Raw genomic sequence first — 21,624 nt, forward strand, 5'->3', positions numbered from 1 at the left:
GAGCGGACACAAAGAAGGGGTGAAGGGCCGACCGGGCCGCGCGGAATGCGGTGAAGGGGTGCGGGAGCGGGATGGAGGCCCGCCCCGGCGTGATCCTGAGACACAGAGGCATCAATGAACCGGATCAAGACGGAAGATAATACGGCAGCGACCAAGGATACCAACAGCGAGGCTAGGGGGCGGGTCACGGTTACGATAATCAATGACGAGAAGATCGCTTTGGAGTTTTACAGTGTTCGCGAGAAATTGCTCCAAGCAATTGAGAAATTGAAAGCCCATAGGTTGGCTCAGCGTGAGTCCCTGAAAGATGAAGAAGACACTATGGCGAGGCATATAATTGCCAGCTTACCGGTAAGGGACGTGAAGTTAGTTCGACGGGCACAAAGACCGCGAGAGATGGTAGGGGAAGCAACAAGCAGGCGGGAAATTGAAGCCGTTAGGAAGGCTGCACAGAACCTCGCTGATGCTCTCCATGCCTTACATGCCCCGGCTAGGGCTGCGCTCGGCTTTCGAGCAGGTGGAGCTTTCCAAGAAAGTTCAGGAATTCATTTACACTTGTTAAGTTTGATCGCGCACGCTGAAAACTATCAGCTCGAGCCCATTCCTCCGAATGCAGGATTAGGCAGGAAGTCTGTACCGAGTGATGCGCGTTTCGCCCTCGAGTTAGCGAAAGTGTATGAGTTTTACACCGGCAGGAAAGCAACGGTTTCTTGGAATCCGACGACCGAGAAGCGCTATGGTCCATTCCTCGATTTCGTCACTGACATCTTTGGTGCCTGTGAACTTACTGGCTCCCCAATATCCCGCGCTGTTGAAGCGGCAAAGACTATGCAGAAAATACGCCCCCCAAAAGGCCAATAAATTGCATTATCTGTAGGGCAGGTTATCGGCCAATCACTGCGCATCCCGCCGCGTCACTGCGGCACATGCACAAGGATGCGCCAACAATGCCCAAACTCTCCGCCCCCGTTAAACCGATCGACTTGAGCCAGCCCCCGGCCCTGGCAACCATTGCTGAGACATGCGCCACGCTGCGCATCTCCCGCGCCACCTGCTGCCGCTGGATCGAGGCTGGCCGCCTGGAATCCGTGAAGCTCGGCCATGCCGTGCGGATCAAGGTTCCGAGCATCGCCGCGATTGCCGCCTGAGCAAGAAAAATCCCGCCGCGCGGCAACGCGGACGGGGCGGAAATCTCTCGGCTGCACAACGCCTGATTTAGAGAGTTTCTGTTTCCAGTCAAGCGACTTCCGCCCGGCCATCCCGAAAGGGGAACCCATGGCCTCAGACTTCAAAGCCTTCGCCGATGCCTTCCGTGTCGCCATTGCGGAGGCTACTCCATGAACGAAACAATCACGCTTCTCCAGTGCGCCCGGAGCCTGGTGCTCGCCAAGCGCATCACACACGCAGCCATCACGCCGTATGATCAGGCAAAGCGGTTCGATGGCTTCACGCGGGAGCTGTCCGGTCTCGCCGATCTGCGTGATCTGCTGGGCCATCTGATCAACGCGCCGCGCTTCTGCGTGGTGCGGGGTGCGCTCGCCGCTGGTGAGACGGCAACGGCAATCCGTCGTCTGGTCTATGACGATCCCGCAACTGGCGATGTAGCCACGCTGCGAGACGTGCCGCGCCGCTGGCTTGCGCTGGACATGGAAGGCATCGCCCGGCCTGCCGATCTTCCCGCCGCCGATCTGCCGGGTTGCGCCGCGCTCGCCATCGCCACCTTGCCCGAAGCCTTCCACGGCGCGGGCTTCATTGCCCAAGCAACGGCCGGGCACGGCATCAAGCCCGGCATCCGGCTGCGCCTCTGGTATTGGCTTTCCCGCTCCACCAGCGGGGCGGAGCTTCGGCGCTGGCTGGCTGGCTGCCCGGCTGATCCCTCCATCTTCGGGGCAGCGCAACCGATCTATACCGCCGCCCCGATCTTCTCCGCCGGTGCTGCCGATCCGATCCCGCAGCGTCTCCATAGCTGCCCTGGCGGGCTTGTGGAGGTGCCGCCGCCCGAAGCCCTGTCTCCGCCACCCGCGCCACCAGCAAAGCCCCTGCCGGCGCCTGGGGATAGCCGCGCGGAACGCTATGCACTGGCTGCTCTCCGTCATGCCGCCGCCGCTGTGGCGTCCGCCCCGGTGGATAGTCGGCATGTCACCTGCCGCAGCCGGGCGCGCGGACTGGCTCGGCTGGTGGAGGCCCGGCTTCTGGCACCAGCGGATGTAATCGCCGTCATGGACGCGGCTTTGCAGCAGGCGGGCAAGCTGCCGGGCGAGGGGGCGAAGGTTGCCGCCTGGGCTATCGCGCATCCGTCCACTGCCAAGCTGCCGGAGGGCATTGCCTGATGGGCGCCATGATTACCGACCCCGCCGCCTTCGTGCGGGAAGCCGTGGCGGCATCCCAGCCGGATCCATGGGGCGAGCCGGACATGAGCTTATTGCGCAATGGCCGCCGCGAGGCGCCGGCCTTCCCGCTGGACCTGCTGGGTGACGAATGGGCGGAGTGGGTGACTACCGCCGCCGAAGCCGCAGCGGCGCCACCGGATTACGTGGCCTTGCCGCTTCTCGCCAGCGCCTCGGCCCTCATCGGCAATGCGCGCTGGGTTCGGGCCGCGCCTGGCTGGGTGGAGCCGCCGCATCTCTGGTGCGGCGTAGTCGGTGACTCCGGTTCCTCCAAGAGCCCCGGCGCGGATTGCCTGCTGCGCGATGTTCTGCCCCGCATTGAAGCGGCGATGCGCGCGGACTTTCCCGACCGTGCGGCGGAATGGCGCGCCGCTGCCGAGCTGTACAAGGCGAAGCATGAGCAATGGGAAAAGGACGTGCGGGCCGCCGCCAAGGCAGGCAACGCGCCGCCCCTGCCGCCACGCGAACAAGCACCCATAGAGCCGCAGGAGCCCCGGCTTCGGCAGAGTGACGTGACGATCGAGAAGATGGCGAGCCTGCTCGCCAGCGCCGCGCCGAAGGGCTTGCTGGTGGTGCGGGATGAGTTGGCCGGCTGGCTGCTTGGCATGACGAACTACAACGATGCGGGCCGCGCCTTCTGGCTGGAAGCCTATGGGGGCCGCCCCTATCGGGTGGAGCGGCAGAAGAGCCCGTTGCCGATCGAGGTGCCGCGCCTGGCCGTCTCCGTCATGGGCGGAACGCAGCCGGACAAGCTGGCTGAGATGTTCGCCGATGCCGATGACGGGTTGCTGGCGCGCTTCCTCTGGGCATGGCCGGAGCCAAAGCCCTTCCGCCTTGGCCGCACCGCGCCGAATGCCGGCTTTGCGGTGGAGGCGCTGGACCGGCTCCGCCTGCTGGACCTGTCACCCGCCACGGGTGAAGCGCCAGCCGCCCAGGTGCTGGTACCGATCGCGGATGAGGCCCTGCCGATGCTGGAAATTTTCGGGCGGGAGATGCAGGAGATCCAAGCCAATGCCGGCGGCCTGCTCCGCTCGGCCTATGGCAAGGCGCGGGGCTTGGCCGCGCGGCTCGCCCTGGTGCTGGAATTTCTGCGCTGGGCTGGCACCAGCGGGCAGGCCGCTCCGCCGCGCGTGGTGAGTGAGGCTGCCTTCGCCGATGCCTGCGATCTGGTGGCGAACTACTTCATGCCCATGGCGATGCGCGTCTATGGCGATGCCGCCACGCCGCCGGGTGAACGCAACGCCACAACCCTTGCCCGGTGGATCATGCGGCAGCGGCCGGCGGAGGTGCATATCCGCAACCTTCAAAGGGAGGTGCGGCTGCCCGGCTTGCGCACGGCGGAGGATATCCGCGCCGCCTGCGCTGCGCTGGTGGAAGCCGATTGGCTGCGCCCGCCTACCCCTGGCAGCCAGCAAGGGCGGGGGAAAGTCGCTTATCCGGTCAATCCGGCGATCATGGGGGCGGCGGGGTGAGGTGGTCCCAAACCTACAAGGCGCGATATCCAGCCGATGACACTGCTGACACAGCAGACACAAAGGGGCTGGCCGCCGCAGGGCAGGGGGCAAGTGTCGCAACTGTCCGCTGTGTCACGCCTGCGGAAAGCGATATCGAAGCCGCCTTCCTCGCCACCGAGCGCGCGGCGCTCATGGCCGAGGGCGAGGGCCTGGACGCCCGCGCGGCGGTTCCGCATCGCCTGCCGCCATCCTGGGCCGAGGTGACGATAGAGCCGACACCCGGTGCGCACTGCGTCATGAGCGGAGATCATCGCCGCTGGTGGACGGAGCGCGTCGCACCAAAGGGCTGGCGCTGCTGGGCCTGCCATCCGCCTTTGCATCTGCCGGGCGATGCGGTGCGGGAGGTGCGGACATGACAGCAGGAAAGGAGTCCTCTCGCCATTGAGGCGAGGCGCCGGTTTTCGGCATCAAGGCGCCCGGCCCGGCGCGCGCGAACAGTATCCACAATCGCCGCGCGCGCGTCTGTTCGGTTGAGCCGCGCGAAACTGTTTGTCATTGACGCCTCTGAGCGCGGCTTCCCCCTCGGCATGCCCGCAAGCGGTCGGTGCAGTGTTTGGACGCGCGCGCGGCGGCTTCACAACCGCCCGGTCTGAGCACCAGCGCCGCAGGGGCGCGTGGCGGGGGAGGAGAGAGGCTAAACCGGGGGCGCTGGGCCTTTTTCGGCCGGGGCGCCCTTGCCCATGCTCAGCACGGCGGGCAAGGATGGCAGCCGCCAACAAACAGCCAAGTGTGCCCATGTCTGCTCTCGCCCAACTGCTTGATTCTTTTAGAAACGCAGCCGTCACCGAACGCGAGAAGGGCACCTATTTCGAAGAGTTGACGGTCTGCTACCTGCTAAACGAGCCGCAGTATCGAGACCTTTACGAGGAGGTTTTGCCCTATCGCGCCTGGGCCGAGACGCAGGGGCTAAGCGGCAAGGATACCGGCATTGATCTTGTGGCGCGGACGCGCGCCACCGGCGAATTCCACGCCATCCAATGCAAGCTCTATGGCGCGGATCATGTCATCCCGAAAAGTGGGATCGATAGCTTCCTGGCCGCCTCCGGCAACAGGCGGTTTACCCAGCGTATCATTATCGCGAGCACCGCCCATTGGAATGACAACGCCATGGCGATGCTGGAAAGCCAGCATGTGCCGGTGACGGTGATCGATCTGCCGCAGCTTGAAAGCAGCGTGGTCGATTGGGCGCGCTATCAGCCCAAAGCGAAGGACACCGCTCTCCGCCCCAAAAAGCAGCCGCGCGACCATCAGCAGATGGCCATCCGCGAAGTCACCGCCGGCTTCCAAGAGGCCGATCGTGGCCGCATGATCATGGCTTGCGGCACCGGCAAAACCTTCACCAGCCTCAAGATTGCGGAACAGGTGGCGGGCGCGGGCAAGCAGGTGCTCTTCCTGGTACCAAGCCTTTCGCTGCTCTCTCAGACCCTGACAGAATGGACGCAGGAAAGCGCCATCCCGCTGCACAGCTTCGCCGTCTGCTCGGATAGTGATGTAGGCAAGCGGGCCAATGAGGATGACGAGATTCGCGTCAAGCTGCATGAACTCGGCTATCCCGCCACGACCGACGCCGCGCGCCTCGCCTTCCAGATCGGCAAGACACATGATGCCGCGCACATGACGGTGGTTTTCTCCACCTACCATTCAATTGAGGTGATCAGTCAGGCCCAGAAGGCCCATGGCCTTCCTGCCTTCGATCTTGTCATCTGCGATGAGGCGCATCGCACGACAGGCATCAGCCTGGAAGGGGAGGAGGCGGATAGCGCCTTTGTTCGTGTCCATAACGCGGATTACCTGCACGGCGCCCGCCGCCTTTACATGACGGCAACACCCCGCATCTACGCCCCTGCCGCCAAGGCACAGGCTGAAAAGGAACAGGTGCGGACCTTTTCGATGAACGACCCGGCAACCTACGGCCCGGTATTCTACCTGCTCACCTTCTCGGAAGCCGTGCGGCGCAATCTGCTGGTGGATTACAAGGTGATCGTGCTGGCGGTGGAGGAAGCGGCCATTAACCGGCGCCTCCAAACCCTTCTGGCTGATCCTGATAACAGCCTGAAGGTGGACGATGCGGCCCGCATCGTCGGCTGCTGGAAGGGCCTGGCGAAGCAGGGGCTGAAAGAGGATTGGGAGCGCGATCAGGAGCCGATGAAGCGCGCCGTGGCCTTCTGCCAGGTGATCGCGCCGGAATATCGCGGCAAGAAGCACAAGGTGAGTTCCGTCAAGATCGCGGACATGTTCAAAGCCGTGGTGGATGCCTACCAGGAGGCCGAGAATGTCGATAAGGCAAGCCGCCTGATCTGCGAGGCCGAGCATGTTGATGGCGCGATGAGCGCCACCGAGAAGGAAGGCAAGCTCAACTGGCTGAAGGCTGAAACCCCGCCCGATACCTGCCGCGTGCTCTCCAATGTCCGCTGCCTCTCGGAAGGGGTGGATGTTCCGGCGCTGGATGCCGTGCTCTTTCTCACGCCGCGCAATTCGCAGGTGGACGTGGTGCAGTCCGTGGGCCGGGTGATGCGCAAGGCACCGGGCAAGCAGCGCGGCTATGTCATCCTGCCGGTGGTCATCCCGGCCGGGGTGGAGCCGGAAAAGGCGCTGGACGATAACCAGACCTATCGCATCGTCTGGCAGGTGCTCCAGGCGCTTCGCTCTCACGATGATCGCTTTGATGCGAGCATAAACAGAATCGATTTATTGGGGCCGGACCTTGCCAAGCTGGAGGTTGTGGCGATCACCGATAAAATCCAGCGTCGCGCGCAACCGCTGGCCCGTAGCGCGGCCAAGGGCGCATACAAGCTTGGCGCTGCCATGCCCAAGCAGACCGCGGTGGCGGAGGAGCAGGCGCAGCTTGAATTCGAGATCGGGGAGATTGAGCGCGCGCTCTATGCCAAGATCGTCAAGAAGGTTGGCAATCGGCATCATTGGGAGGAATGGGCCGAGGATATCGGCAAGATCGCCAGAACCCATATCGACCGGATCAATGCCATCCTGGAAAACCCCGCCAATACGGCGGAACGCGCATCCTTTGATGCCTTTGCGGCCGAACTCCGCTCCGATCTGAATGACAGCGTGACGGATGGTGACGTGGTGGAGATGCTGGCTCAGCATCTCATCACCAAGCCGGTCTTTGATTCGCTCTTCGCGGGTTATAGCTTCGCCGCGCAAAACCCGATTTCCCTCGCCATGCAATCGGTGCTGGACCTTCTGCAAGAGCATCACCTGGAGAAGGAGGCCGATCGGCTGGAATCCTTTTACGCCAGCGTGCGGGAACGCGCTTCGGGCATCGAAACGGCGGCCGGGCGGCAACGCATCATTGTCGAGCTGTACGAGAAATTCTTCCAGAATGCCTTTCCCCGCACGCGGGATCGGCTGGGCATTGTCTATACCCCGGTGGAGGTGGTGGATTTCATCATCCGCAGCGTGAATGATGCGCTACAAGCGGAATTCGGGGAAACGCTCGGCAGCCCCGGCGTGCATATTCTGGACCCGTTCACCGGCACCGGCACTTTCATTACCCGCTTGCTGCAAAGCGGGTTGATCAAGCCGGAGGAGTTGGGGCGCAAATACCGGCATGAGATCCATGCCAATGAAATTGTGCTGCTCGCCTATTACATCGCGGCGATGAATATCGAGGCCGCCTATCATGATCTGGCAGGCGGTGCCTATGAGCCTTTCCAGGGCATTTGCCTGACGGATACCTTCCGTCTCACCGAAAATCACGATCTGATGGGCCAGATGCTGGCGGCCAACAACGCCCGCCTGCAAAAACTTCAGAAGCTCGATATCCGCGTCATCATCGGCAATCCACCCTATTCCGTGGGCCAGGAAAGCGGGAATGACAATAACCAGAATATCGCCTATCCGGCGCTGGATCGGCTGATCGAGCAAAGCTATGCAAAGCGTTCCGCTGCCACCAACAAGCGCGCGCTCTACGATAGCTATATTCGGGCAATCCGCTGGGCCAGCACGCGGCTGGGAGATCGTGGCGTCATCGGCTTTGTCACCAATGCCGGATACCTGGATGCCAATACGGCGGATGGCCTGCGCCAATGTCTGGCCGAAGAATTTTCCTCCATCTATGTCTTTCACCTGAGAGGCAACGCGCGAACGGCTGGCGAAACGCGCCGCCGCGAGGGGCATAATGTTTTCGATCAGGGAAGCAGAGCGCCGGTCGCCATCTCCATCCTGGTGAAGAACCCGGAAGCCGCCCAGCGCGGGCAGATTTTCTTCCACGATATCGGGGATTACCTCACCCGTGAGGAGAAGCTGGCACGCATCACGGAGTTTGGCAGCATCAGCGGGATGGCCGAAGCCGATGCCTGGCAACGCATCACGCCTGATCAGCATGGGGACTGGCTCCGCCAGCGCGATGATGCTTTCGCGGCGTTCATGCCGATGGGCGCAAAAAGGAATAATGATGCAGTTTTTGCGCAATATTCCCGTGGTCTAGAGACCGCCAGAGATGCGTGGTGTTTCAACGCATCGAACAAAAGACTTGCATGTAACATCAGCAATCTCATCAAGACCTACATGGAGGATCTAAGAAATTTTCATGAGGGTAAGGGCGATCTGAACACGCAAGATTTCGACAAGAGGCTAGACGCAGTTCTGACGGCCGATCCAACAAGGATCAGTTGGTCTCGATCGCTGAGAACGGAGCTTTCCAAGGGAAAGACCATCAACTTTTCTGCATCAAAGATAGTGCGGTCGGTCTATCGACCTTTCACCCCTAGTTATGTTTATTTCGATCGACAGCTAAACAACTATGTTAATCAGATGCCCCGGCTGTTCCCTGGCGGGTGCGGCGAGAATCGAGTGATCGTGACATCCGGAACCGGCGGTCGGTCAGCCTTTACAGCCTGCATGGTGGATGCGATTCCCAGCCTCCATATGGCTGATATGGACGGAACCCAGTGCTTCCCACTTTTCCTCTATGATGATCCATCAGAAGACGCGCCGTCCCAGGGTGATCTACTGACTGCCGCTGCATCCTCCGCAGCCCCCAAACGGCGGGATGCCATCACCGATGCGGCGCTGGCGCATTTCCGCAGTGCTTATCCCGGCGAGGCGATCAGCAAGGAAGATATCTTCTATTACATCTATGGCCTGCTGCATTCGCCGGAATACCGGGAGCGTTATGGGGACACGCTGCGGAAAGAGTTGCCGCGCATCCCGCGCATGAAGCGGGCGGAGGATTTCCGCGCCTTCGTGGCAGCCGGGCGGGCGTTGGGCGATCTGCATACCGGCTTCGAAGAAGCGCCGCTCTATGCCGGCGTGAAGGTCTCCATCGCCGCCAAACTAGAGGAGAAGGCGCTCTATCGCGTCACGCAAATGCGCTATGGCGGCAAGGGGCGGGAGAAAGACCGCTCGGTGCTGCTCTATAATGAGCATATCACCGTCACCGGAATCCCTCTGGAAGCCTATGAGTATGTGGTCAACGGCAAGCCGGCTCTGGATTGGGTGGTGGAGCGGCAATGCGTCAAGACCGATAAGGATAGCGGTATCGTCAATGACGCCAATGATTGGGCGGTGGAGACGATGGGCAATCCGCGCTACCCGCTGGACCTCTTCTTGCGCGTCATCACCGTGAGCCTCGAAACCATGAAGATCGTCCGCGCCCTGCCGCCGCTCGATATCTTGGAAGAGGCGGGCTGAGATGGCCGGGGAAGCGGAGAGCATCCCGGATTATCAAAGCCTGATGCTGCCTGTTCTCAGCCTCGCCCAAGAGGGCGAGCAGCGCATCAGCGCCGTGGTGCAGGCTTTGGCGGATCAATTGAGCCTGAGCGAAGCCGCGCGGGCGGTGCTGCTGCCTTCAGGCCGGCAGACCGTGCTGGCCAATCGGGTGCATTGGGCGAAAACCTATCTGGCCAAGGCAGGGCTGGTGGAAGCCACCCGGCGGGGCTTCTTCCGCCTTACCCCACGCGGGGCCGAGGTGCTGGCGAGCCGCCCGGAGCGGATTGATAATCAGCTTCTCGCCCGCTTCGAGGAGTTTCGCCAGTTTACGAATCGCGCCGATGCGGCGGCGCGTGAAGAGGAGGCGACCGCTCCGCAGGCCGTGGCGGCAGCGGAGGCCGCGCAACAAACCCCGGATGAGATCATGCGGGCAGCGCATCGGCGGATCGAGGCGAGCCTGGCCGAGGAGTTGCTGGAACGGGTGCGGAGCGCCCCGCCAAGCTTCTTTGAACGGCTGATCGTCAATCTTCTTCTCGCCATGGGCTATGGCGGTTCCGCTGCCGAGGCCGGCCGGGCGCTGGGCCGCGCGGGAGATGACGGGGTGGATGGCGTGATCGACCAGGACGCTCTGGGCCTCGATCGGGTTTATATCCAGGCCAAGCGCTATGCGGCGGGCAATGCCGTGGGCTCCGGTGCCATCCGGGATTTCTTCGGCAGTCTGGACCGGCACAAGGCGGCCAAGGGGCTCTTCGTCACCACCTCCACCTTCACCGCCAGCGCACGCGAGACGGCGGAATACCTGAGCAAGCGAATCGTGCTGATCGACGGGGAGAATCTGGCGCGGCTGATGATCCGCCATAGCGTCGGCTGCCGGATCGAGGAGACGCTGCACCTCAAGCGGCTGGATGAAGATTTCTTCGAATAGGGAGGCCCGGCGGCTGCCCGCTGAACCCGGCGCGCGCGTGTAGCACCGCTGAGCCTCCCGCGCGCGAGACTGCTCTGCAACATGACATTTGCCAGCAAAACCGACCCTGCTTGCTGGGAGTCTCATGGGCTGTCACCCGCCATAACGGCGGTTCCTCAATCGCCCTGCGGGATGTTAGCAATTGTTAGCATTTGGAAGGCGATGACATGCCTCGGCCAGCGTTCCGCGTCGCATCCATAACTGTCCGCAGTGTCCGCAGTGTCACTGTGCCGATCGGCAAAAGCCGGGGCTGATCCGCTCATGCCTCATCCGCCGGCAGAAGGGGAGATTCCCTCTAATGGCAATAAAGAACAAACCACGAACCATCTGACTATTAGGTAGGGCCTTCCTTTCACCTTCCCGGCAATCTGCGAGCGCGCGGATGGATCGGAACGCATCACCCTGCATCACCCTATCCGCCCTTCCGTGAAGCACCGGCGAGGCACAGTTTTTTGTGAGGGAGGGAGGAGCAGGCCAGAACGGCCTGTAAGTCTTTGAAAAGACTGGTGGGCGCACAAGGACTCGAACCTTGGACCCGCTGATTAAGAGTCAGCTGCTCTACCAACTGAGCTATGCGCCCTCCGTGGGAGGGGCGTATACCGGTCCTGAACCGGTCTGTGAACCCCTCGGTCGCGAAAAATCTCGCCGCGCTCCACCCTGGCTCGGGAGGTCTGCCCTGCAGCCTCCGCGCAGGCGAAACGCCTGCATGCTTCGGGGTCATGTCTCTAGGCATTGCGCGTGCCGAACCCAACGATCGTGGAGATCGCGGCCGGAGGTATGGCAGGCAGCGCAGGCAAAGGGCGGGGAACCGGGGCTGAGGCCCCGGTGGCAGGCGATGGCAAGCATGCCGCCGGCAATCGTCGGCCGGCAGCAGACACGGGCCGCTCAGGCCCGCGGCACGCCCGTCGTACGGTCAGCTCGCAGCGCGGCGGCCGGAGGAGGCCGGAGCGGCATCGGCGACCACCGAGAGCTTGCCGGCGGAGGCTTCCGTCATGATCGAGCGGAGTTCCCGCAGGAAGGCGGCACCCTTCAGCGTGCGCTGCACGAGAACGCTGCGGCGGTCCGCCGGATCGACCTTGCGGCGCACCAGTTCGAACTCGGACAGACGATCGAGCGCGCGGGTGATGGCGGGCTTCGAGACATCGAGATCGGCTGCCAGGCCGCGCACGGTATGCGCCTTGTCCGTCAGGTAGCAGGTGAGGAACACGCCGAGCTGGCGGGCGGAAAGATCCGGCCCGTCGCGGCGGACGAGGGCCACGATGGTATCCCGGAGAACCCCGACCAGCTGGTCGGAAGCGGCTGACGTCGCCATAGTACCGATCCTTTCAATGTTAGAGCGCGGGAGGCGGAGAATCCGGAGAGGAGAGGGAACCTTGCCGGAAAGGAAGGTTGTCTTCTCAAAGGCATCGAAAAGCAATCGATCCAGTTTCTCTATCCGCACGATCTGTTTTGCAATCAATTAAAGATTTCGCGACTCACATTCGCGTGAATAAACGTAACAAAGTATAGCAGAAGTTTCGCCTGCCAATCTATTCGATATCATAGCGGAGGCGCAACGCTTCAAGCAGGGCGCGCGCCGCTTGCACCTCTCCACCCTCGGGGGCCGCGGGTTTCGACTTGTCGTTCCAGGCGTAAATATCGAGATGGATCCAGGCTTGCCCGGGCGAAACGAACCGCTGCAAGAACAATGCGGCGGTGATGGAGCCGGCCAATCCGCTGGATGAAACATTGTTCATGTCGGCAATCGGGCTGTCGAGCCAGCTGTCATACCCCTGCCAGAGCGGCAGCGGCCAGAGCGGATCGCCGACCCGGCGCCCGGCCGCGAGGAGATCCGCCGACCATTCCTCGCGATTGCAGAAGAGCGCCGGCAGATCGGGGCCGAGCGCCACGCGGGCAGCCCCCGTCAAAGTTGCCGCATCCACCAGCAGATCGGGCGCCTCGGCGCAGGCCTCATGCAGCAGATCGCAGAGCACGAGCCGGCCTTCGGCATCGGTGTTGCCGATTTCGACCGTCTTGCCGCTCTTGGTGCGCAGAATGTCGAGCGGCCGCATGGCATGGCCGGAGACGCTGTTTTCCACGCAGCCGATCCGCAGCGTCAGCCGGATGGGCAGATCGGCCGCCATGATCATGGCGGCGAGCGCCATCATCGCCGCCGCCCCGCCCATATCCTTCTTCATGCGCAGCATGCCGGCGGAGGGCTTCAGATCATAGCCGCCCGAATCGAAACAAACCCCCTTGCCGCAGAGCGCGATATGCGGCGCGCCTTCCCCCGCACGGGGCGAGGCCCAGCGCAGGATGCCGACCGCGGGCGGCCGGTCTGATCCCTCGCCCACCGCCGCGACCGTCGGGTAGCGCTCGGCCAGCGCCGCGCCGCTCACGATTTCGGCGGTGGCGGCCGGATGCTCGGCGGCGAGGGCGGCCAGCGCCTCGGCCAACTGGCGCGGGCCGAGATGGTTCGCCGGGCGGTTGATGAGATCGCGGCCGAGCCAGATGGCGGCCGCCGCGGCTTCGGCCGCCGCGGTCTCCGCCGCGTCGCCCGCCAGGCGCAGCAGCTGCGCGGCCGGCTTCGCCTCCTTGAATTCGGCGAAGCGATAGGCGCCGAGGCAGAAGCCGAGCGTCGCCTGCGCCGCATCCACCATCGGCGTCACCAGCCGCCAGAGGGTGGCCGGCGGCAAGCCGTGGGCGAGGGCGCCGAAGGGCGCGTGGCCCTGATCGGCGCCGAGGCCGAGCACGGCCTCCATCGGCCCCTCCGCCAGCGGCGGTAGCAGCGCGATCTGGCCGCTCTTGGCGGCGAAGCCCGCGAAGCGCAGCGCCGCCGCCTGGCTCTGCGGCAGGCTGTCGAGGAAGCCCGCAAGATCCGCGGCCGAGACCGCGTGCAGGTGATGGATCGGGCGATCGCCCGCTTCCGCCGCGTCGATCAGGCAATCGAGCGGGCGCATCAGCCCTGCCGCCCGGCGGCCGCGGTGATCGCGCCCACGACCCGGCGGATGAAGGCCGCAGGCTCGGCCGGCGCCTCACCTTCCTGCACGCGGGCGAGATCCAGCAGCAACTGCGCTTCCTCCTCGATCGAATGGCCGTCGGCGGCGCGCGCCGCGAGCGCGATGATCCAAGGGTGGCGCGGATTGATCTCAAGCTTCGGCTTGCCGCCCCAGGCCGGCCGGCCGGCCCGGCGCAACAGCTTCTGCATGTGCAGATCCGCGCCTTCCGTGCTCGACACCAGCATGACCGGGCTTTCGGTGAGGTGGGTCGCCGGTTGCACTTCGGCAATATCGTGCAGGAGGGCGGCTTTCAGCCCTTCGATCAGCGGCTTGAGCGCCTCCGGCGCCTCTTCCACGGCACCGAGATCGGCCAGAGCCTGGCGGGCGTTGCGCACCGGCTTGCCCTCGAACTCGGTCATGCGCTCGGGCCAGAAGGCGTCGATCGCATCGGTCAGCAGCAGTACTTCCCAGCCGCGCGCCTTGTAGCCTTCGAGCACCGGGGCGGCACGCAGCTGCTCGATACTGTCTCCCGCCAGCAGATAGATCGCCGGCTGGCCCTCCTTCATGCGCGCAACATAGTCGGCGAGCGAGGTCCAGCCCTCTTCGCTGGTCGAGCGGAAGCGGAGCAGGGGGGCGATATCGGCGCGCGCCGCCGCATCCTCCCACAGCCCTTCCTTGAGGATGCCGCCGAAGCTCTCCCAGAAGCGGAGATAGCCGTTCTGCCCGGCTTCCACCGCCGCATCCTCGTCTTCTGCCGCAACCGGGCCCGCTTCCGCCGCCGCCGCTTCTTTGGCGCGGGCCTTCAGCTCGGTCAGCACGCGGTTCTGCACCGCGCGGCGGATGCGCGCCATCACCGGCGTCGCCTGCAGCATCTCGCGGCTGACATTGAGCGGCAGGTCCTCGGTATCGACGACGCCTTGCACGAAGCGCAGCCAGGGCGGCAGGAGATCGGCCTCGTCGGTAATGAACATCCGCCGCACATGCAGCCGCAGCCGGGAGCGGCGCTCGCCCTCCACCGGCTCGAAGGGCGGGCGCTCGGGGATGAAGAGCAGGGCCGCGTAATCCATCGCGCCCTCGGCCCGCCAATGCATCGTCGCCCAGGGCTTGTCGAAATAATGGCCGAGATGGCGGTAGAAATCCTCGTATTCGGCCTCCGTCACCTCGGCCTTCGGCTTGCGCCAGAGGGCGGTGCCCTCGTTCGCGGCTTCGGGCTTGCCATCCCGCACCAGGCGGATCGGCACGGCGATATGGTCCGCCCATTTGCGGATGATCGTCTGCAGCCGGGCGGGTTCGAGGAATTCCTCGGCATCGGCCTTCAGGTGGAGGATGATGTCGGTCCCCGCCGCGGCCCGCTCGGCCGGCGCGACCTCGAAGGCGCCCCGCCCCTCGGAGCGCCAGAGATGGGCAAGCTCGGAGCCGGCGGCGCGGGAGATGACCTCGACCCGCTCGGCCACCATGAAGGCGGAATAGAAGCCGACGCCGAATTGCCCGATGAGGCTCGGCCGCTCCTCGGGCTTGGCATCGCGGATCGATTCGCCGAAGACCCGCGTGCCGGAGCGCGCGATGGTGCCGAGATTGGCGATCATCTCCTCCCGGCTCATGCCGGCGCCGTCATCGCTGATGGTGATCTGCCGTGCCGCCTTGTCCGGCGTGATGGTGACACCCGCTTCCGCCGGCAGGGCGAGTGCTGCTTCGGTGAGGGAGGCGAAGCGCCGCCGGTCGATCGCGTCGGCCGCATTGGCGACGAGTTCGCGGAGGAAGATCTCGCGCTCGGAATAGAGGGCATTGACCACGAGGTCGAGCAGCCGCCCGACCTCGGCACTGAATTCGAGGGTTTCCACGCCGGCCGCGCCGGTAGCCGTGTCTTGCTCCATCGGTCCAATCCTTCAGGCAATTCGCTGCCGCGCCGCCCGTGGCGCGGCCGGGCAAGCTATGTGTCGCAATGATAATGGATTGCAACAGTTCTGCGGGCCAGCGGTGCAACATTTGTGTCTTCGCGCCTGCAAAAAGACCCCTTGCCAAGCGGGGGCGGGGCGCCGAAGCTTCCGCTATGACGGGATTCGCCCCGCGCGTGAAAGCGGTCCTCGGGCCGACCAATACGGGCAAGACGCATCTGGCCCTTGAGCGGATGCTGGCCCATGCCTCGGGCATCATCGGCTTTCCGCTCCGCCTGCTGGCGCGCGAGAACTACGATCGCATGGTCGCCGCCAAAGGCGCGCGCTTCGTCGGCCTCATCACCGGGGAGGAGAAGATCCTGCCGCCCGAGGCGCGCTGGTTCGCCTGCACGGTCGAAGCCATGCCGCTCGACCGGCATGTCGAATTCGTAGGCGTGGACGAGATCCAGCTCTGCGCGGACCCCGATCGCGGCCATATCTTCACCGACCGGTTGCTGCGCGCCCGCGGCATGGTCGAGACGATGTTCATGGGGGCCGAGACCATTCGGCCGCTGATCCAGCGACTGGTGCCTGAAGCGGTGATCGAGACCCGGCCGCGCTTATCCGAACTGCACCATGCGGGGCCGGCCAAGCTTACCCGGCTGCCGCCGCGCTCGGCCGTCGTCGCCTTCTCGGCCGCCGAGGTCTATGCCATCGCCGAGATGATCCGCAGGCGCCGGGGCGGCTGCGCCGTGGTGATGGGCCGCCTCAGCCCGCGCACGCGCAACGCCCAGGTGGCGCTCTACCAGGACAAGGAGGTCGATTTCCTGGTGGCGACCGATGCCATCGGCATGGGCCTCAATATGGACGTGGATCACGTCGCCTTCGCCGGCCTCTCGAAGTTCGACGGCCATAAACTTCGCATGCTGACGGCGCCGGAGGCCGCGCAGATCGCCGGCCGCGCCGGGCGGGGCATGCGCAACGGCACCTTCGGCAGCACGGGCGACTGCCCGCCCCTGCCGGAGGAGATGGTGCGCGCGATCGAAAACCATGATTTCGACGCGATCGAGCAGATCTGCTGGCGCAATAGCGAGCTGGATTTCGCCTCCGTCGATGCGCTGCTGGCGAGCTTGCAGGCGCCCCCGCCGCGGCGGGGGCTCGTGCGCGGCAACGAGGCCTCGGACCTTGAAACCCTCATCGCCCTCTCCCGCGATGCCGAGATCCGGGCGCGCGTTACCTCCCGCCGGCGTGTGCGCCTGCTGTGGGATGCCTGCCAGATCCCCGATTTCCGCAAGATCGCGGATGATAGCCACGCCGCTCTCTGTGGCCGGGTGTTCCGCCATGTGGCCGAGCAGGGGCATCTGCCGGCGGATTGGATCGGCGGCCAGATCGACCGGCTGGCCCGCGTCGAAGGGGATATCGACACCCTCATGCAGCGCCTCTCGGGCGTGCGCATCTGGTCCTATATCGTGGCGCGGGATGATTGGGTGCGCGATGCCGCGCATTGGCAGGGGCGGGCGCGGGCGGTCGAGGACATGATCTCGGACAGTCTGCACGAGAAGCTCATGCAGCGTTTCGTCGATCGCCGCGCCGCCTTGCTCATGCGCCGGCTGGAGGAGCGGGAGGGGCAGGATCTGCTCTCCGCCGTCACCGCGCGGGGCGAGGTGGTGGTGGAGGGGCATCCGGTCGGGCATATCGCGGCCTTCACCTTCCTGCCCGACCCTTCGGCGGTGGGGGAGGAACGGCGGATGGTGATGCGGGCCGCTCGCCGGGCCCTGGCCGAGGAGATGCCCCGCCGCGTCGCCCGGTTCGAGGCCGCGCCCGATGCCGATATCACGCGGGATGGCCAGCACCGGCTGCTCTGGGAAGGCCAGGAGGTGGCGCGGCTGCGCCCGGGCCATTCCCTGCTGCATCCCCGTGCCGAGGTGCGGGCGAGCGATTTCCTCGACGGCGCCTTGCGCGAGCGGGTGCGCCGGCGCTGCCAGGCCTTCATCGATGCCGAGATCGCGCGGGTGTTCCAGCCGCTCCTCGCCGCCCTCGAAGCCGGCCGCGCCCGGCCGGAAGCGCGCGGCCTGCTGCATCGGCTGGGCGAGGGGCTCGGCCTCGCCCGCGCCGAGGCGGAGGACCGGCCGCCGCGCGGCGGCGGTGCTGCCGCCGTGCTCGGCGGGGGCAATGCCTGGTTCTTGCCGGCGCTGCTCAAGCCCCAGCCGATGGCGCTGCGCGCGGCCCTGCTCGCACTCGCGCGCGGTATCGCGCTCCCGGCCTTGCCGGAGCCGAGCCGCACCAGCATCGCGGCAGATCCGCCGGGCTGGCCGCCGGGCTATGCCGAGGCGCTGGGCTGGGTGCCGGCGGGGCCCGTGCTGCTCCGCCTCGATGTCGCCGAAAAGCTCGCCCAGGAGTTGCGGGCCGGCGCCCGCGGCGAGGGCGGCCGGGTGCCGCTGCCGCGCGGCCTCGCCTCGCGCCTCTCGCTGCGGGCGGAGGCGCTGCCCGTCGCGCTGCGCGCGCTCGGCTTCCGCCTCATCCCGGCGCCGGCCATGGCCGCGGGCGAATATGGGCCGCCGATGCCGCCGATGATCGCCCATCTCAGCCCCGGCCGCGCCCGCGGCCGCAGCGAGGCCGAGCGGCGGGTGGAGCCGGCGCGCCCCGATAGCCCCTTCGCGCGCCTCGCCCTGCTGCGCCCGGCGGCCGCGCCGCCGCGCATGCGCGCCAAGGGCCGCCCAAGGTGAGCGCGGGCGGCGAGGCCGCCGGCTGGCAGCGGCTCGATCTCTGGCTCTGGTGCGCGCGGCTGGCCAAGACGCGCGGCGATTGCGCGCGCCTGGTGGAAGCGGGCGGCCTGCGCCTCAACCGCCAGCCGACGCTCAAAGCCCATGCCAAGCTGCGCCCGGGCGATGTGCTGACGATCGCGCTGCGCGGCGAGGTGCGCGTCTGGCGGGTGCTGGCGCTCGCCACCCGGCGCGGCCCCGCGGCCGAAGCGCAGCTGCTCTATGAAGAGCTGCCCGAAACCACCGCGCCAGCCCCCGCCGCCGAGCCCTTGCACGAATGAGGGGCGGGCGGCATACGGGGGTGCATCCGCGACGAGACGAGACTGCCACCAGGAGCTTTGCATGACCTACGTGGTCACCGAAAACTGCATTCGCTGCAAATATATGGATTGCGTGGAGGTTTGTCCGGTGGACTGCTTCTACGTCGGCGAGAACATGCTGGTCATCAACCCCGACGAATGCATCGATTGCGGCGTGTGCGAGCCGGAATGCCCGGCGGAGGCGATCTTCCCGGATAGCGACGACCGCGCCACCGCCTGGGCCGAGCGCAATCGCGATTTCTCGCAGAGCTGGCCGAACATCACCCGCAAGGGCACGCCGCCTGCGGATGCGGATGCGTGGAAGGACAAGCCCGGCAAGGAAGCCTTCTTCTCGCCCAATCCGGGAAGCACGTCATGAGCGGCACGATCGCGGATCGCCTGGCGGCCCTCGGCATTACCCTGCCCGAGCCGGCGGCGCCGGTTGCTAACTACGTGCCCTTCACCATCCATCAAGGCATCGTGACGATTTCCGGCCAGCTGCCGCTTGCCGAAGGCAAGCTCTTCGCGGTCGGCCGGCTCGGCTCGGAAGTCGATGTCGAGACCGGGCGGGCGGCGGCGCGCTTCTGCTTCATCAACCTGCTCGCCCAGCTGCGCGCCGCCTGCGGCGGCGATCTCGGCCGCGTCGTGCGCGTGCTGCGGCTTGGCGGCTTCATCGCCTCGGCGCCCGATTTCACTGAGCACGCCCAGGTGATGAACGGCGCCTCGGATCTCGCGGTCGAGGTGTTCGGCGAGATCGGCCGCCATGCGCGGTCCACCGTCGGCGTCGCGGGCCTGCCGCTCGGCGCGGCGGTCGAGGTCGAGGGAAGCTTCGCCATCGGCTGAGGCGCGGCCGGGCTTCCCGCCGCGCATCCCGCTGGCATCGCCATTTTCGCCGCACTGCACTATCCTGCCGCCATGCCGGATGGTGACAGCCTCACTCTCTCCCTCCATGCCTCGATCCATGAGATCGACCCGCGCGACTGGGATGCCTGCGCGGGCAGCGCCAATCCCTTCGTGAGCCATGCCTTCCTCAGCGCGGTGGAGGATAGCGGCTCGGCCGGGCCGCGCACCGGCTGGCTGCCGCAGCATGCCGTGCTGCGCGATGGCGCGCGGGTGGTGCAGGGCATCGTGCCGCTCTACGCCAAATCGCATTCCTACGGCGAATATGTGTTCGACCATGGCTGGGCGCATGCTTTCGAGCGGGCGGGCGGCGCCTATTACCCGAAGCTCCAGGCGGCGGTGCCCTTCAGCCCGGTGCCGGGGCCGCGCCTGTTGCGCCGGCCGGGCGGCAGCCTGCCCTATGCGGCCTTCGGCCAGGCGCTGGCCCAGGCCTGCGAGGGGCTCGACTTCTCCTCCGTCCATGTCACCTTCTGCGAGCAGGCGGAATGGGAGGGGCTGGCGGCTGCCGGCTTTCTGCAGCGCATCGGCACCCAGTTCCATTGGACGAATGAGGGCTATGGCAGTTTCGAGGATTTCCTCGGCCGCATGGCCTCCCGCAAGCGCAAGAGCATTCGCCGCGAAAGGCGGGATGCGCAGGGGGCGGGGCTGGTCTTTCGCACGCTCCGCGGCCCGGAGATCACGCCCGCGCTGTGGGATGCTTTCTTTCGCTTCTATCAATCGACGGTGGATCGCAAATGGGGCAGCGCCTATCTCACCCGTCGCTTCTTCTCGCTGCTTGGTGAGCGGCTGGGCGAGCGGGTGGTGCTGATGATGGCCTTTGAGGGCAAGCGCCCGGTCGCCGGCGCGCTCAACCTCATGGGGGCGGACGCGCTCTATGGCCGCAACTGGGGCGCGGCGGGGGATTGGCCCTTCCTGCATTTCGAACTCTGCTACTACCAGGCGATCGATTTCGCGATCGCGCAGGGTCTCGCCCGGGTCGAGGCCGGCGCCCAGGGCGAACATAAGATCCAGCGCGGCTACCTGCCGCAGCCGACCTTTTCGGCGCATTGGCTCCGCCATCCCGGCCTCGCCCGCGCGGTTGGCAATTTTCTGGAGGAGGAGCGCCCGGCGGTGCTTGCCCAAATGGAGGAACTCGGCAGCCTCTCGCCCTTCAAGGAAGAAGCATGAGCAGCGGCCCCGCGAAGAAGGAAGGATCGGGGCGCGAGCCCGGACCCGGGCGGGCAGGCGCGGAGGCTGAGGCGCCTTCTGCCGCCCCCGCTCTCCTCATCCAGCCGCTCAGCGCGGCCGATCGCAAGGATTGGGCGCCGCTCTGGCAGGGCTACCAGGCGTTCTACCGGACGCGGATGAGCGATGAGGTGGTGGAAACCACCTGGGCCCGGCTGCTCGATCCGGCCGAGCCCGTGCACGGCGCGCTCGCCCGCGCAGGCACCGGAGGGGGCGGCGCGGGTGCCGCGCTCGGCCTCGTCCACTGGGTGTTTCACCGCTCCACCTGGACAAGCGGGGATTACTGCTACCTGCAGGATCTCTTCGTGGCCGATGCGGCGCGCGGCCAGGGGCTTGGCCGGGCCTTGATCGCCCATGTCTCGGCCGCCGCCACGCGGGCCGGCTGCGCGCGCCTCTATTGGCTGACGCATGAGACGAATACCGCCGCGATGGCGCTCTACGACCGTGTGGCCGAGCGTTCCGGCTTCCTGCAATATCGCCAGCAGCTGGCATAGAGCGCCCGGGTCTCGCCGGCCGCGTCTCGCCGGCCGGGGCGATCACCGGGCCGGTCACGCGGCCGGATCGTCCTCCCGGCGCGTCTCGGCTGCGGTTTCGGCTTCTGTCTCCGTATTCGCGTAGATTTCCCAGAGGTAGTCGTCCGGGTCGGCGAAGTAGCAGCAGCGGGCGCCCCAGGGGTAATCGGCCGGTGGCCGGCGGAAGGGAATGCCGCGTTCGCCGAGCAGGCGATACATCGCATCGACCGCCTGCGGGCTCGGCAAGCGCACCGAGAGGCAGGCGGGATGCTCGCCCGAGGCCGGCGGGGCGGGCAGCGCCTGGCGGCGCGGCACATCCGGCACATGGCTCGTTTCCCAAACCACGAGGCAGACCCCGGCGGAGTTGAAGGCGGCGAAGCCTTCCACCCGGCGCGTCACGGTGAAGCCGAGCTTCTCGGTATAGAAGATGACCGAGCGCTCCAGGTCCCGCACCAGGAGGCAGATATCGCTGATGCTGCGAAGCGCGCTGAAGTCCATGCCAGCCTCCTTGCCCGAAGAGAGCGGAGGTTGCGGAAATAT

Annotated in this window: 17 protein-coding genes and 1 tRNA gene; 13 read left to right on the forward strand and 5 right to left on the reverse strand. The window is 65.9% G+C overall.

Features of this window, described 5'->3' with window-relative positions:
• The first annotated feature begins 114 nt into the window (after positions 1–114).
• The 7 genes from ACYQ7X_RS01240 (at position 115) to ACYQ7X_RS01270 (ending at position 10,496) form a co-directional block, all read left to right on the forward strand.
• Positions 115–861: a hypothetical protein gene (locus ACYQ7X_RS01240; protein ID WP_459694998.1), complete on the forward strand. Its 747-nt coding sequence runs from the start codon at positions 115–117 to the stop codon at positions 859–861.
• Positions 862–947: 86 nt separating this feature from the next.
• Positions 948–1,148 carry a helix-turn-helix domain-containing protein gene (locus ACYQ7X_RS01245; protein ID WP_459694999.1) on the forward strand — a complete coding sequence of 67 codons (201 nt, stop codon included), beginning with the start codon at positions 948–950 and terminating at the stop codon, positions 1,146–1,148.
• Positions 1,149–1,337: 189 nt separating this feature from the next.
• Positions 1,338–2,330 (forward strand): hypothetical protein, encoded by a 993-nt coding sequence (locus ACYQ7X_RS01250; protein WP_459695000.1) that lies wholly within the window; start codon positions 1,338–1,340, stop codon positions 2,328–2,330.
• Positions 2,330–3,859 carry a DUF3987 domain-containing protein gene (locus ACYQ7X_RS01255; RefSeq protein ID WP_459695001.1) on the forward strand — a complete coding sequence of 510 codons (1,530 nt, stop codon included), beginning with the start codon at positions 2,330–2,332 and terminating at the stop codon, positions 3,857–3,859. Before ACYQ7X_RS01250 ends, ACYQ7X_RS01255 begins: the two co-directional genes overlap by 1 nt.
• Complete coding sequence (locus ACYQ7X_RS01260; protein WP_459695002.1) at positions 3,856–4,257, forward strand: hypothetical protein; 402 nt, start codon at positions 3,856–3,858, stop codon at positions 4,255–4,257. The genes ACYQ7X_RS01255 and ACYQ7X_RS01260 overlap by 4 nt, the downstream gene beginning before the upstream one ends.
• A gap of 346 nt (positions 4,258–4,603) precedes the next feature.
• Positions 4,604–9,553, forward strand: a complete 4,950-nt coding sequence (locus ACYQ7X_RS01265) for a DEAD/DEAH box helicase (RefSeq protein ID WP_459695003.1) — start codon at positions 4,604–4,606, stop codon at positions 9,551–9,553.
• A gap of 1 nt (position 9,554) precedes the next feature.
• Positions 9,555–10,496, forward strand: coding sequence for a restriction endonuclease (locus ACYQ7X_RS01270; protein WP_459695004.1), 942 nt, complete (start codon positions 9,555–9,557; stop codon positions 10,494–10,496).
• A 543-nt stretch (positions 10,497–11,039) separates the two neighbouring features.
• Here the strand turns inward: ACYQ7X_RS01270 and ACYQ7X_RS01275 are convergent.
• The 4 genes from ACYQ7X_RS01275 to htpG form a co-directional block, all read right to left on the reverse strand.
• Positions 11,040–11,115, reverse strand: a tRNA-Lys gene (locus ACYQ7X_RS01275).
• Positions 11,116–11,448: 333 nt separating this feature from the next.
• A complete protein-coding gene (locus tag ACYQ7X_RS01280) occupies positions 11,449–11,847 on the reverse strand; it encodes a MarR family transcriptional regulator (RefSeq protein ID WP_459695005.1) in 399 nt (132 codons plus the stop codon).
• A 217-nt stretch (positions 11,848–12,064) separates the two neighbouring features.
• Complete coding sequence (locus ACYQ7X_RS01285; RefSeq protein WP_459695006.1) at positions 12,065–13,474, reverse strand: leucyl aminopeptidase family protein; 1,410 nt, start codon at positions 13,472–13,474, stop codon at positions 12,065–12,067.
• Positions 13,474–15,387 carry a molecular chaperone HtpG gene (gene htpG, locus ACYQ7X_RS01290; protein WP_459695007.1) on the reverse strand — a complete coding sequence of 638 codons (1,914 nt, stop codon included), beginning with the start codon at positions 15,385–15,387 and terminating at the stop codon, positions 13,474–13,476. Before htpG ends, ACYQ7X_RS01285 begins: the two co-directional genes overlap by 1 nt.
• Positions 15,388–15,563: 176 nt before the next feature.
• On the opposite strand from htpG, the gene ACYQ7X_RS01295 reads away from it, so the two are divergent.
• The 6 genes from ACYQ7X_RS01295 to ACYQ7X_RS01320 all read left to right on the forward strand — a co-directional run bounded on the left by ACYQ7X_RS01295 (position 15,564) and on the right by ACYQ7X_RS01320 (position 21,066).
• The gene (locus ACYQ7X_RS01295) at positions 15,564–18,113 is read left to right on the forward strand and encodes a helicase-related protein (RefSeq protein ID WP_459695008.1); all 2,550 of its coding nucleotides are present in this window, start codon (positions 15,564–15,566) and stop codon (positions 18,111–18,113) included.
• Positions 18,110–18,430, forward strand: a complete 321-nt coding sequence (locus ACYQ7X_RS01300) for an RNA-binding S4 domain-containing protein (RefSeq protein ID WP_459695009.1) — start codon at positions 18,110–18,112, stop codon at positions 18,428–18,430. The genes ACYQ7X_RS01295 and ACYQ7X_RS01300 overlap by 4 nt, the downstream gene beginning before the upstream one ends.
• Before the next feature lie 61 nt (positions 18,431–18,491).
• Entirely contained in the window at positions 18,492–18,827 is a 336-nt protein-coding gene (gene fdxA, locus ACYQ7X_RS01305; RefSeq protein WP_459695010.1) for a ferredoxin FdxA, read from the forward strand.
• Positions 18,824–19,291 (forward strand): RidA family protein, encoded by a 468-nt coding sequence (locus tag ACYQ7X_RS01310; RefSeq protein ID WP_459695011.1) that lies wholly within the window; start codon positions 18,824–18,826, stop codon positions 19,289–19,291. Before fdxA ends, ACYQ7X_RS01310 begins: the two co-directional genes overlap by 4 nt.
• A 72-nt stretch (positions 19,292–19,363) precedes the next feature.
• Complete coding sequence (locus ACYQ7X_RS01315; RefSeq protein ID WP_459695012.1) at positions 19,364–20,515, forward strand: GNAT family N-acetyltransferase; 1,152 nt, start codon at positions 19,364–19,366, stop codon at positions 20,513–20,515.
• Positions 20,512–21,066, forward strand: coding sequence for a GNAT family N-acetyltransferase (locus tag ACYQ7X_RS01320; protein ID WP_459695013.1), 555 nt, complete (start codon positions 20,512–20,514; stop codon positions 21,064–21,066). The genes ACYQ7X_RS01315 and ACYQ7X_RS01320 overlap by 4 nt, the downstream gene beginning before the upstream one ends.
• Positions 21,067–21,120: 54 nt before the next feature.
• Here ACYQ7X_RS01320 and ACYQ7X_RS01325 read toward each other — a convergent pair whose 3' ends face one another.
• The gene (locus ACYQ7X_RS01325) at positions 21,121–21,582 is read right to left on the reverse strand and encodes a VOC family protein (protein ID WP_459695014.1); all 462 of its coding nucleotides are present in this window, start codon (positions 21,580–21,582) and stop codon (positions 21,121–21,123) included.
• Positions 21,583–21,624: the final 42 nt, after the last annotated feature.

This window comes from Acidisoma sp. C75, from assembly GCF_054665095.1.